Genomic DNA, 12,325 nt, shown 5'->3' with positions numbered 1-12,325 from the left:
CCGATCACGCAGGCCGCGTGAGAGAATCTCATTCACCAGCATGTCCGCAGTCTCGATACCGACACCGATGATCCGCGAAAGAAGGCGAACCATCGCGAGCGGACCCTTCTCCGTGTCCGGAACGACCGAGAGCTGCCGCAACCGCTCCTGTTCGATCTCATGGATTTGTTCACGCAACAGGTGAAGCCGTCCGAGATTACGGCGCAACTCGGCTCGGCTTCGTTCCGGTAAGGGCATACCTTCCGCCGTATGCAGAGCCTCCAGTTTCTCGGCAGCTTTACGCAGATCGGGTTTGAAGGCGCGAATGCCGAAGCGAGCGAGGATTGCCTTGATGCGGTTGACGATCCGTGTACGTTCGCGGACGAGATTGTCTCGGTCACGGTTCGGACGGCGGGCCTCCTCCTCATCGATGGTTGGGATGGCTGCCATGCTGCAGCGGCGCTTCTCGCCCCGCAGCCAGCCAAGAAAGGCGCGCATCAGCAGTTCGGTATCGAGGCCACTTGTCGCCGCGTTGCTGGCTGGCACGGGGTCATAGCTACGCGTCGGCTAAGGCTGGAGGCGGGAAATCCGTGGCGCTTTGAGGGCGAGGGATTGACGCCATCAAACTTGCCATTTGCATGTCTGATCCCATGTCGGTAACGCCCAATCGAGTATCCATTTGCCTTCCGGTTCTGTGGCTCGCCGCTCTTCCAGCCAGAATGCCGAACACGCCAACCAGCCCAACAACTCTCACAAATTCCGATTGTCAATTGCCAAACGGCGCTTCAGCGCGACTCCGCTCCCGTGATTAACCGACGTCTTCTAAATGGTCCTTCAAAATCAGGTTGGTGTCCGCAAACCAACCTTACAGAAGGTTGACGACCGCCGCAAAGCCGCTCGCTCGCTTCGGCGCTGTTGAGGGCGCGCTCGCGAGCGGCTTCCCTACCGCCGAGCTGCAGAACCTGTGGACGCGACCTGTTGATCGCACTAACCCCATGATTTTCCTCGAGAGTCGCTCTCGTGGGGCGACAGGCGGATCCGTCAACTACCTGATACCGTAGTATCAGTGCCTATTCGGAAGCTATAGAAGCAATTCTGTTTCAGCGCATTTACCGAGGTATCGGCATGGGAGAGCAACGCAAATACGGGCAACATTTCGATGAGATGGTGGCAGCCGACTGCCCCGGGCCAGCCAGGGTCCGTCTGGCCATTCTAATCTTCAATGTCCAGTGAAGAACGTCTCCCGCGAACCAGCCCTTAATCGCTCTCCTCATTGAACGACCTAGTGCAGAGGACCTAAAATGAACACTGACGCTTTCACCGCCCACGAATCCAATGTTCGTCGTTATGGGCGGTCGTTTCCCACGGTCTTTACGAGGGCAGTTGGGGCGACCATCTGGGACGAGGCTGGTAGCTCATATATCGATTTCCTCGTCGGGTCTGGAGCGCTTAATTACGGACACAACAACCCGAATATTCTTGCGCCAGCAATTGAATATCTCGCCGGCGGGAACATTCTTCTCTCGCTTGATATGCATACGGCGGCAAAGCGTGACTTCATTGAAGCGTTTGTGGATTGGATCCTGAAACCCCGAGGCCTTTCGTATAAGATACAGTTTCCTGGGCCGACCGGCACAAACGCCAATGAAGCAGCGCTGGCGCTGGCGCGAAAGTATACCGGCCGCTCGAGCGTTATGGCCTTTACGAATGCGTTCCACGGCATGTCGCTCGGCTCTCTGGCCGTGTCAGGGTCGGCCTCAACCAGGGAACTGGGGGGCGTTGCTCGCCACGATGTGATCCGTGTCCCCTATGACGGCTATCCGAGCCAAGATTTCGATTCGGCGAGTTACATCGACTGGGTCTTGGGCGACCCGGGGAGCGGAATAGAAAAACCTGCCGCAATCATCCTGGAGACCGTCCAGGCAGAAGGCGGCATGAACGCCGCATCCGCAGCTTGGCTCGCAGAAATTCAGCGCATTTGCCGTAAGCACGGCGTTGTGTTCATCGTCGACGACATCCAGGCGGGCTCGGGCCGAACTGGCGATTTCTTCTCGTTCGAGCTCGCGAACATCGAACCCGACATCGTGACCCTTTCCAAATCCCTAAGCGGTTCAGGTAGTCCGTTGTCAATCGTTCTTATTCGACCCGACATCGACATATGGAATCCCGGTGAACACAGCGGGACATTCAGAGGCAACAATTTCGCCTTCGTGACAGCAGGGGCCATGTGCAAAATGTGGTCAGATAGGCAGTTTACAGCAGGTGTCGAGCGTATAGCCGTTAAGCTGCAAGCTCACCTCGACCGCCTCGTTGCGAAATTCCCAAAATCCATCAAACAAAAGCGCGGCCGCGGTCTGATGGCTGGCCTCGAATGCCTTTCACCGGAAGTTGTCAGCCGGGTGCACGATATAGCGTTCGATAATGGCCTGCTCATCGAGTCGTCAGGGCCAAATCGCGACGTCATCAAAGTACTACCGCCAATTACGATCACTGATGTTGAACTCGATCACGGCATCGCTATGCTTGATCACTCAATACAGGAGCAAAACAATGAAGCCTAACCAGAAATATCAAGTCCCAGCGATCTCGCCTGTTAATATTATAGAACGAACCGGTTCGATAAGCACTGCCGAGATCATCTCAGTACTGAAAGGTGAGATCACTGCTCTGCACATCAGGCGAGCTTTTAGCAGCGAAATAGCCGAAGAGATCACAGCGAATTTTTTTGGCAGTCCCGGTCTCAACGAGCGCAAAGATGGTGTCCCGGGACAATATGTCGGCGCATCCCACTACAGGAAGGATGCAGCCACCTATTTCAAGGAGGCGGAAAATGCACGGCCCCACGTTGACGCCCTTTTTGGCAATTTAGTTGACCCGGTCCAAGCGTTGTTCGAAGCGTTGAAGCGCGAGCTTCACAAAGAGGGCATCGAATTGCGGCTGGCCCGTTCAGAACACGGTCAGGCTAACGTCTGTCGCGCTCTCAGTTGGTCTGGCAGCGGCACATTTTCCTTGGACCCTCACGACGATGTCGCTCAAGTGTTACGTGCCGGGAACGATTACGAGCTTTCTGCGGTGGCGCACAACACCGTCGCAGCGCTCAACTTCTACCCCAGCATGTCCGAGGAAGGTGGCAATCTGCGGCTCTGGAGTCACAAGCCAACGGTTGATGACCGAAAGTCGCAGGGGGTGGAGACCACGGGCTATCCCTATTCGGCAGCCTATCTCGAGGGCGTGCCTTCTCACGACGTCCAGCTCAAGGCCGGGGATATCGCCCTGATCGATGGCGGTTTCGTTCATGGGGTCACCGGCCAATCAGGCAACGGAAAGCGCCGCGTGCTGCTGAACAGCTTTTTCGGGTTTGCGCGCCCGGATCTTGTTCTCTGGTGGACCTGAAGTTGGATGTCGCAGCGACTGACGACCTTCCGCCGGCGGTAGAGCAGTGACGGCGGTGCGCCAATCCGCGCTTTATCGTGACGTCTCTCAAGCCGGGGCGCTGGGCGGCACCGGCGCTTTACGAGGATCTTTACTGGGCCCGCGGCGACTTGGAAAACCGGATCAAGGAATGCCAGCTCGACCTCTAAGCCGACCGCACCAGTGCCCACACGATACGCCAATCAACTGCGGCTGTGGTTCGCTTCGTTTGCCTCTGTCCTGATCTGCGCCTTACGCCGCCTCGACCTCGCCCACACCCGGCTGGCCGAGGCCACCTGCAGCACGATCAGGTAAAGCTGCTGAAGATCGGCGCACATCCGCATCTCCCGTGCGCCGCATCGAGGTGGCGATGGCTTCGGCCTGACCTATGCCGACGAATTTGCCCTGGCACACGCCCGAATACCGCCGCGGCCCGGTGACGCCGCAGGACCTGAGCCTTTTACGCCAACAACACAGGATACATCGCAGAACAAAGACCGTCGCACACCGCGGCGCCGGTTGCCCTCGTCTTCGAGTCAGGACGCGAAGCCGACGCCCGGGCGCGCCGACAAGGGCTTGATCCCGCTATGAGGTGAGAGAAGCGGGCTACTCGTCCGTTCGGGCTTCCCATCTCGGAAATGACCTGATGGTATGGACCGCCTCCGCTCCGGCTTCGAAGTGCCATACACATGAGGGAGAGCCGTCCATGGAGAAGATTACTACAATCGGTCTGGATATCGCCAAGCAGGCTTTCAGGTTCACGGCATCTACGCTGGCGGCGGGAATTGTCATTCGTCGGAAGCTACGCCGCGATGATGTCGTCGGTTTTTCAAGGCGTTGCCCTCTTGCCTGATTGGCATTGAGGCCTGCATGACGGGGCAGCACTGGCCCGTGTTCTCATGCGGCTGGGTCATGAAGCTCGGCTGATGCCAGCATCGTATGCCAAGCCATACGTAAAGCGTCAGAAAAATGATGCGACAGATGCCGAGGCGATCTGCGAAGCGGTGACACGGCCATCGATGCGCTTCGTTCCGATGAAGAGCGAGGAGCATCAGAGTATGCTGGTGCTGCATCAAGTCCGCGAGCTCCTGATCCGGCAGCGGACCACGCTCGTCAACGCTTTGCGCGGCCATCTGGCAGGGTTCGGGATCGTGACGCGTCAGGGCATTGTCCGTGGGGATGCTGATCGGGCTTGTCGAAGACGAGAATAACGAGCTCATCCCGCCGCTCGCTCGAGCTGCGCTTACTCCCCTGGTCGAGCAGCCTATGAGAAGGTTCGTAAGCTGGATCGTCAGATTCACGCCCGGCATCGCTCGAATGAACTGAGCCGGCGCCTGGAGACGATCCCCGGAATTGGTCCGATCACCGCCAGCGCCATCGCCGCGACGGTGACAGACGTGTCGTTGTTCAGGCAACGACCGCATCGGGCGGATCAGTAAGCAGCGTGATCCCTATATCCGTCGACTGCTGGTCGTTGGTCCATGCCGTCCTCAGGTTCAGCCGCAAGGGCAAAACGGCGCCGACCCGTTGGGCTGCCGAGCTTCTGGGGAAAAGCCCACAATGTCGTCGATGTTGCTCTCACGAACAAGATGGCGAGGATCGTGTGGGCTCTGATGATCATCGGCAAACGCTTCGAATCCGTCAGCCGCCGCCTAACGCGACCACAGAATACGCAGAGGTTAGCGAGGTGGTGATGGTGTGATGACGAGGCTGTTCTTCGGCCTCGACCACGCCCGTAGCGCCATTGCCGAAGGACTTCAACACCGCAAGGCCCCATTCCTCACTCGGCTACCAGACCCCGACAGCCTATGCCGAGGTCATCACCGCAATCGGCTCCGACGCTGTGCTGATTGGAAGGCTCCGCGCCTCCGCCGGTTCAACCCGCGCCAAGCCAAAAGGCGTAACAGAAACGGCTAAGGCTCTAATCTGCGACTGGATGACAGTTCAGTGGCAGGTCAGAAACCAAACGGTGAAGACAAATGAAGAGACGGGAACAGCTTCAGAAGATCGCACAATGTATACTTCTTGCAGAAATCTGCGGTAGTGCGCACCGCCGCTCGCCAGCCGATCTTTACGATCTGATAATGCCTAGGCATACAGACTTTATAGCAGCCACAGTTCTGCTACTGGTATCAAACTTTCGCATTATTTTTTTTATATGAAAATTAACAGTATTTTGTGATATCCCTAAAATTTCTCCCACTTCCCACGAGGATTTCCCTCTCGAAATCCACAAAATACACTCGCGTTCTCTTGGGGAAAGATCAGGAGCTTCTTTACGGCCACTTGAATTCACGAACTTCGCGACTCTTAGATGGAAATGAAGCGCGGCAAGCTGCAAGTATGTGACCGTTCTATTCTTAAATTCGCGGTCCCAGGGATGAGCGAAGCTCATGATCCCCAAGCTGCCATTGGGACCGTGCAATGGCACGCTAATGCCTGACCTTAAGCCGAACGTCGCAGCCTCATCGAAAACGCGCCGTTCGTCGTCAGTCGTGCTCGCGTCATTGTACACCTCACTCCATCGAAAGGTGCCTGTGCGCTTCCGACTCGTTTTGATAATGGGATCTATCTTATCATACCCCATTTTGAAATAACGCTCCTGCCATTCATCAGGATAGTTCAGCATGACCGCTGGATCTCGTCGGACGGGCTCTAAAAGTGTTTGGTCGGGTGCAAAAGAGCCATACCCGATCCAAGGGCAATCAAGCTTGAGGGCAAAGGAAGACAACAAATCGAACAACTTCTCAGATTGAGCGACCCCATTTGTCTCGTCAAGAAATCGGCCGAACTGGACCGCAAACGACTCTGCAACTGCCGTCGGGACACGCATCGAGGGTACCAAATAAGACTGGTCGGACACTTTACTTTCCAGCCCTCGAAGCTGAGGGACCACGGTCATCGGTGGGCATTCCATAGTCTCGGCTCCGTAACCAACTTGCGCCGGATATTGTCACTGATGGACAAAGCTATCGGCTGTAAGGCGGTTGCTCTTCGCGTCGCCCTTGGCCGGTATCGCCAAGTTTTATCACGTCCCGCGGCACTCAACGTTATTTTTGAGTTAAAATAACATTGTGAACTTCTCAAGTTTATAAACATGTAATTAACGCTTGAATTGGCAGCTTTTCTGATAACGGCTGCAGGCGACATGTCGATGCTCAAAATACGTCAGTTGACCGGTGCAGCCGTTCTGACCTGCCACTGAACTGTCATCCGGCGGCGATTAGAGCCTCAGCTGTTTGTGTTACGCCGTAGGGCGCGGGTTGAGCAACCGGCGGAGACGCGAAGCCCATATCGAGCGGAGCGGCATAGCCGGTTGCGGCGAGGGTTCCGGCGAAGGCCGCCGGGGTCTGGTAGGCGAGCGAGGAATGAGGCCTCGCCGTGTTAAAGTCCTGCCTCCATTCGGCGATGGCGCTTCGGCGTGATCGAGGCCGAAGAACAGGCTCTCGTTCAACAGCTCATCGCGCATCCGGCCGTTGAAGGATTCGACGTAGCCATTTTGCATCGGCTTGCCCGGCGCGATGTAGTGCCATTCGACGCGATGATCCTTCGACCAGGCGAGGATCGCGTTCGAGGTGAACTCCGTGCCGTGGTCGGAGACGATCATGTCGGGCTTGCCGCGCTTGGCGATCAGGTCCGTCAGTTCGCGCGCGACACGCCGGCCGGAGATCGAGGTGTCAGGGATGGCGGCCAGGCATTCCCGCGTCACGTCGTCGACGATGTTGAGCACGCGGAAGCGTCGGCCGCAGGCGAACTGGTCGTGCACGAAGTCCAGCGACCAGCGCGCGTTCGGCTTCGCCTCGACCAGGATCGGCGCCCGCGTGCCGACCGCTCGCCGCCTTGCCCGACGCTTGCGCACCGCCAGCCCTTCCTCGCGGTAGAGCCGATAGATGCGGTTGATCCCCGATGCCTCGCCCTCGCGCCTGAGCAGAATGAACAGGCGTCGATAGCCGAAGCGCCGGCGCTCATTGGCGAGGTCGCGCAGACGGCCGCGCAGTTCCTGCTCGGGCGGACGCCGGGACTGGTAGCGGATCATTTTGCGATCGGCGCCCACGAAGGAACAGGCCCGCCGCTCCCACAAGCCCATCGTGGCCTGCAGATGCGCGACGGCTTCGCGCTTGGCGACAGGCCCTACCATTTTTTTGACAGAAGCTCGCGCAGCGCCGGGGCTTCCAGCATCTGGTCGGCGAGCAGCTTCTTCAGCTTCGCGTTCTCGTCTTCCAGGGCCTTCAGGCGCTTGGCGTCGGACACGTCCATCCCGCCATACTTCGTCTTCCAGTTATACAGCGTCGCCTCCGAGATCCCGTGCTTGCGGGCCAGATCGCCCGCCTTCGCCCCCGCCTCATGCTCGCGCAAAACCGCGATGATCTGCTCTTCCGTAAACCGCTTTCTCTTCATCAGTCCGTCCTTCAAACAGGGCCGGAGTCCCAACTGGAGGAAATTACCCGCGGCAGGTCATCCTCGCTAAGCGTCGGAGCTGTGCCTTTGAGGACGGGCAGATCGGCTTTTAAGGTGTAGATTGGAGCGGGGTTTCGACCCCGATCGGCATCGCAACGTCGAATTCGCTGGATCCCAGCAGGTGTCCGAACAGCCTAGATAGGAAAAAGAATAAACCGATTAGAATGGGTGACAGTTTTCTCGTTTTCCGGAGAGCCCGGCGATGGTTTGACGAGAGACTGGGTTAATGGGACGAGCGGCTTCGGTTGTCGTGGAATGTCTGGCCGGCGAGGTGCGACGGCATTGTAGCTGGTGGAGCGGACTGTGGCGGAGAAGGAGGCGCATCCGCTGCGCGGCCGCTCAAGCCCCAGTTGCCGTTCACGCCAGATGATGAAGATCCCGGCCGCGACACATCACGAGGCCGGCCAGCGTATTCAGCGATTTCACGTCGCCGAACACCAGTTTGCCGACGACGACGCCGAGGATCATCGAGGTGTATTCGAGGGGCTCCACGACCGACGCCTGGGCATGGCGATAGGCGGCCGTCATTAGGGCCAAGCCGCTCAGAGCCGGCGGCAACCAGAAGGCCGGTCTGCGCCCGGGGTCAGCATCTGCCCAGCCGAAGGCGGCGTTAGCAGCGCCAGCACTTGCCGTCGACGAGAACCAGAGCACGATGGCGCCGTCTTCTCGGTCTGCACGAGACTGCGCACGCGCAGCATTCGGCCGCCGGCGACGAAGGTTCCCATCACGCCATGTTCTGGTCGTCGAGCGAGTGTCAGCACGCCGACAAGGCCGACGGCGCCAGTGCTCGAGCGATGGACGCGGATCGCCTCGCCAACAGATCGAGGAAAACACCACCAGCAGCAGCGGCTGCGCATAGTCCAGCGTGATCGCCCCGGGCAGCGGCAGCCTGATGGGCGAAGAAGCTGAGCCCCTGGCGCCGACGCCGACGATGCCGCGCGATGTGGTTGAGCGCCCGTTGTGGTGAAGGCTGTGCCGAATCCGTTGATGGTGAGAAGGCGATAATCGGGAAATGCGAAGAAGGAGCGAAAGAACACGATCTGGCCGGGCACCGTGGCAGCCGCCTTGATTGAGGTCGACATGCCGACGAAGACCGCCACCGAGACGATCTCCAAAGCGAAGCGCGCTCAGTGTACGATGACTGCCGGCATGATCGCTGGACGCGTCCCGTTCAGCCCCAACCCCGCGGCGCCTACTTCGGCGAAGTGTCCCGGATCCTCGCCCAGATGCGCGCGGGGTTCGGCATCTCGATATGACTGATGCCATAGAGGCGCCAGAGGCCCATCGGTCACTGGGTTGTTGAGCGCCGCCGGCGCCGACGTCCTCAGGAAGCTGCGATGGTTCGTTAAAATAAATCCAAAGGCTGGGTTTCGTGGGACCTACCATCTGCCGGTAACGCCCCGCTTGTGTTGGACTGAAGCGTTCGGCAACAGAGGCAAGAAGCGATGCTGCGCTCGGCCACCATCTCTTTCAGACGCAGCCTGAAGAGATGGCAGTACACCGAACGCAAAGCTGGTTAAACTAGAGTCCTGTAAAACATTGATACCTTCGAAATTCGTTGAGACGAGCTACACGGTCTGGACCCAAACGCTGCAACATATTCTTCAACCAAAATTTACAGAATCTTTGCGGCCACAAATCGCTGACGGTGGTACGTTCACCCCAAGGTCTGAGGCGAGGCACGGGTACGAATGCTGTGGTAGATTTGCGCTCGGACCGCCGCACAGCACGCACGAAGGATTGACAGCCAATGGCAAGAAAAGCGCTCATCCTAGTTGAAGGTCATCAGGCTAACGGTCTGCGATACATCCAAGCGGCTCAGCGTCTTGGCCTTCACCCAATTACACTGTCGGCTGATCCAGCTCAGCACAACTATCTTGCGGGGGAATGCATAAAAACAATCCGTATCGATACACACAATCTCAACGCGCTAATCGGCGAATGCTCCCGGCTGCGTGCGACCTATGACATTGCTGGCATTACTGGCTTTTCGGGCGCCGACGAGTCGGTCTATGCGATGGTCGGCAAGCTCTGCCGGCATTTCGATCTACCGGGACCGAACCCAGAATCGATTGAACGATGCTGCGACAAATTCGTTCAACGTCAGCTGCTCGCGGAGGCCGGTGTTCCAATGCCTGCCTATCGGTTGGCGGCGAATGCGGCTGAGGTTGAAAGCGCTGCTGCGGACATCGGAATGCCGGTGGTTGTTAAGCCAGCCGAAGGCAGCGGCAGCAGCGGTGTACGATTGTGCCGCAACGCCGATGAGTTAGCCGAACATACGACCTATCTGTTGGGCGGGAAGGACATATGGCGGTCTTCGCCGAGGATAATGGTCGAAGAATTCGCGCAAGGCCCCTATTACTGCTCCCATATAATGGGAAATGAGGTCATTGGGATTGCCGCCGCTGACTTCGGCCCCCCACCGCATTTCGTCTTCAGTCAGGGCACCTTCCCAGCCCAGCTGACTGATGACGAGCATACGCGTATCGCCGGTGTTTCGCTGAGCTGTTTGCGAGCTCTCGAACTTGGCTGGGGGCCAACAAACATTGAAATCCGTTGGACGAAGCGTGGCCCAGTCGTCATTGAAGTCAACCCGCGTCTTAGTGGCGGTGCTCAAAATATTCAACTGGCTTACGGCATCGATCTCGTCACCGAGCACATCAAGCTCGTCGTCGGCGACCAATGGAACTTACAAAGAAGGCATTCGCACGTTGCGGCCACGCGGTGCCTACTTCCTGATCGCGATGGCATCCTCGACTGGATCACTGGCGACAGTCAGGCGTCTGCTGTACCAGGTGTCGCCGAGGTCAAATTCTATGTTGAACCCAAGACGCCGATCATCAGGAATGGCGATTACCGAGACTCTTTGGGATATGCCATCGCTGTTTCACCCAGCCGTGCTCAGGCCGAGGCGATACTTCAGCGTGCCGTCCAGATGATCGATTGGTCCATCACGCCGTTTCCGGTCCTTGGCGAACAGGAGCAATCACCGACCCCTCACCTCCCCGTACCGGCGCAGATGGCGCCAGGTAATAGGTGATCGTCGCCGAACAGTGGTGTAATCGAGAGCAGGGAGGGACAGGTTTTTGACAGGATCGTCGGTCTCGACAAGATCAAGCCCCATATCAGCAAGCGGTCGGCGACTATCTCAAGGCGCGCGGCTATGATCCGCGGCGCATTGCAGGCTACGCTTTTTCCAATGCGCTGCGACGGTCGGAACGAAGAAGCCAATCGCGGCGTACTCGCCTCACTCACCGAAATTCCTGAAAGCTAGAGGTTTGATCCCAGATTTTGATGGGGCATCCTTGTCCTCCGAATCAAGGGATACGCTATGGGCCAGGTTCTTCATGGGAGCGCCACGACGACAGAGGCGGTCCGTCGAGCGATACAGCAGTCATGTCTGGACGGCGCCCGCCGATCAAGGGTTTGTTTTCGGCAATGGGACGTCCGCGGGTGCGGTCATGTCTGCGGCCTGTTGTTGCAGTACTGTGATCGCTGGCCCTGATGGTGTCCGCTGATCCTTTGACCTGATCAAGAGAACGAGCTCGAAGCTCCGACTACGTTGCAGGCCTTCGGGATATCTCCTCGTCTGTTCCCATCACGTCATTGTCACCCTCGATTCTGGACCGCAGCCTCAGCCGTTTTTTCCGTTACGCCGGCGTAGCGGCATAGCGTGCGTCGTCACGCATGAGCGCGAAGGCGATGCGGGCGAGCTTGTTGGCGGTCGCCACGGCGACAAGCTTGAACGGCTTGGTCTCCATCAGGCGATCGGCCCAGCTTCTCAACGCATCGCTGCAACGTTTGCGATGGAAGAGGACCGCGTGAGCGCCGACAACGAGCAGCTTGCTCAGATATCGGTTTCCCATCTTGGAAACTGGCCCCAGCCGCTCCTTGCCGCCTGATGAACTTTGCCGGGGCGTTAGCCCGAGGAAGGCCGCGAACTCACGCGGGCCCGAGAAGGCGGAGATATCCTGGATACTTGCGGCAAGCGCAGAGGCGGTGACGGGACCGATGCCGGGAACGCTCATCAGACGGCGCGCGGTCTCATCGGCTCTGGCGAGAGCCAGAATGGCCTGATCGCTTTGTCCGATCTCATGATCGAGTTCGTTCAGCCGACGCACGACAGGCAACAGCGCCGACCGTACGATCGCCGGGATCATGTCGTTGCTTTCCATGATGAGAACCGCCAGAGCACGAGCATTGTTCGGTCCCTGCGCGGCGATGATCCCGATCTCGGCCAGATGTGCTGCGCAGGGCATTGAGCAGTTGCGTACGCTGTGCCACCAAAAGTTCGCGCACCTTATGGTGCATGAGCGCAGCCTGGTTCTCGACCGATCGAACCGGTACAAAGCGCATGGAGGGCCGCGTCACCGCCTCGCAGATGGCCGCTGCATCAGCGGCGTCGTTCTTCTCTGGTTGCCGCCCTTGATGCAAGAAGCCTTCCAACCTGATGTGCCGGTGATCGAGTGCGTTCTTC

Annotated in this window: 9 protein-coding genes and 4 pseudogenes; 7 read left to right on the top strand and 6 right to left on the bottom strand. The window is 58.3% G+C overall.

Going from position 1 to position 12,325, the window contains the following annotated elements:
• On the bottom strand, positions 1-525 hold a 525-nt coding region (locus AC0L3D_RS34740; protein ID WP_473647332.1), incomplete at its 3' end, for a transposase.
• 755 nt (positions 526-1,280) lie between these two features.
• Here AC0L3D_RS34740 and ectB point away from each other — a divergent pair.
• The 5 genes and pseudogenes from ectB to AC0L3D_RS34715 form a co-directional block, all read left to right on the top strand.
• Entirely contained in the window at positions 1,281-2,540 is a 1,260-nt protein-coding gene (ectB, locus tag AC0L3D_RS34735; protein WP_473647331.1) for a diaminobutyrate--2-oxoglutarate transaminase, read from the top strand.
• Positions 2,530-3,372, top strand: a complete 843-nt coding sequence (locus tag AC0L3D_RS34730; protein ID WP_473647330.1) for a 2OG-Fe(II)-dependent halogenase WelO5 family protein — start codon at positions 2,530-2,532, stop codon at positions 3,370-3,372. Before ectB ends, AC0L3D_RS34730 begins: the two co-directional genes overlap by 11 nt.
• Positions 3,373-3,431: 59 nt before the next feature.
• Positions 3,432-3,813: pseudogene (locus tag AC0L3D_RS34725) on the top strand (transposase); the annotation flags it as partial.
• A 283-nt stretch (positions 3,814-4,096) separates the two neighbouring features.
• Positions 4,097-5,084: pseudogene (locus AC0L3D_RS34720) on the top strand (IS110 family RNA-guided transposase).
• Positions 5,085-5,100: 16 nt separating this feature from the next.
• A pseudogene (locus AC0L3D_RS34715) lies at positions 5,101-5,317 on the top strand (integrase core domain-containing protein); the annotation flags it as partial.
• A 144-nt stretch (positions 5,318-5,461) separates the two neighbouring features.
• On the opposite strand, the gene AC0L3D_RS34710 reads toward AC0L3D_RS34715, so the two are convergent.
• From AC0L3D_RS34710 to AC0L3D_RS34695, 4 genes and pseudogenes are all read right to left on the bottom strand, one after another.
• Positions 5,462-6,292 (bottom strand): LuxR family transcriptional regulator, encoded by an 831-nt coding sequence (locus tag AC0L3D_RS34710; RefSeq protein WP_473647329.1) that lies wholly within the window; start codon positions 6,290-6,292, stop codon positions 5,462-5,464.
• 307 nt (positions 6,293-6,599) lie between these two features.
• Positions 6,600-7,788: pseudogene (locus AC0L3D_RS34705) on the bottom strand (IS3 family transposase).
• A 417-nt stretch (positions 7,789-8,205) separates the two neighbouring features.
• On the bottom strand, positions 8,206-8,376 hold the full coding sequence (locus tag AC0L3D_RS34700) for a hypothetical protein (RefSeq protein WP_473647328.1): 171 nt from the start codon (positions 8,374-8,376) through the stop codon (positions 8,206-8,208).
• A gap of 14 nt (positions 8,377-8,390) precedes the next feature.
• Positions 8,391-8,948 (bottom strand): hypothetical protein, encoded by a 558-nt coding sequence (locus tag AC0L3D_RS34695; RefSeq protein WP_473647327.1) that lies wholly within the window; start codon positions 8,946-8,948, stop codon positions 8,391-8,393.
• A gap of 650 nt (positions 8,949-9,598) precedes the next feature.
• Here AC0L3D_RS34695 and AC0L3D_RS34690 point away from each other — a divergent pair.
• Positions 9,599-10,888 carry an ATP-grasp domain-containing protein gene (locus AC0L3D_RS34690; protein WP_473647326.1) on the top strand — a complete coding sequence of 430 codons (1,290 nt, stop codon included), beginning with the start codon at positions 9,599-9,601 and terminating at the stop codon, positions 10,886-10,888.
• Positions 10,889-11,498: 610 nt separating this feature from the next.
• Here the strand turns inward: AC0L3D_RS34690 and AC0L3D_RS34685 are convergent.
• The gene (locus AC0L3D_RS34685; RefSeq protein ID WP_473647325.1) at positions 11,499-12,023 is read right to left on the bottom strand and encodes an IS110 family RNA-guided transposase; all 525 of its coding nucleotides are present in this window, start codon (positions 12,021-12,023) and stop codon (positions 11,499-11,501) included.
• Here AC0L3D_RS34685 and AC0L3D_RS34680 point away from each other — a divergent pair.
• A partial coding sequence (locus AC0L3D_RS34680; RefSeq protein WP_473647324.1) for a hypothetical protein occupies positions 12,007-12,325 on the top strand: 319 nt, incomplete at its 3' end. The genes AC0L3D_RS34685 and AC0L3D_RS34680 overlap by 17 nt on opposite strands.

The sequence above is a fragment of the Mesorhizobium sp. WSM4837 genome (genome assembly GCF_055811435.1).
This window is presented reverse-complemented; position numbering and strand designations above follow the sequence as displayed.

What these genes read in the sequence shown, in the direction of transcription:
- ectB (WP_473647331.1), top strand. Translation starts at nt 1,281, where the DNA reads ATGAACACTGACGCTTTCACCGCCCACGAATCCAATGTTCGTCGTTAT.
- AC0L3D_RS34730 (WP_473647330.1), top strand. Translation starts at nt 2,530, where the DNA reads ATGAAGCCTAACCAGAAATATCAAGTCCCAGCGATCTCGCCTGTTAAT.
- AC0L3D_RS34700 (WP_473647328.1), bottom strand. Translation starts at nt 8,376, where the DNA reads ATGACGGCCGCCTATCGCCATGCCCAGGCGTCGGTCGTGGAGCCCCTC.
- AC0L3D_RS34710 (WP_473647329.1), bottom strand. Translation starts at nt 6,292, where the DNA reads ATGACCGTGGTCCCTCAGCTTCGAGGGCTGGAAAGTAAAGTGTCCGAC.
- AC0L3D_RS34690 (WP_473647326.1), top strand. Translation starts at nt 9,599, where the DNA reads ATGGCAAGAAAAGCGCTCATCCTAGTTGAAGGTCATCAGGCTAACGGT.
- AC0L3D_RS34685 (WP_473647325.1), bottom strand. Translation starts at nt 12,023, where the DNA reads ATGGAAAGCAACGACATGATCCCGGCGATCGTACGGTCGGCGCTGTTG.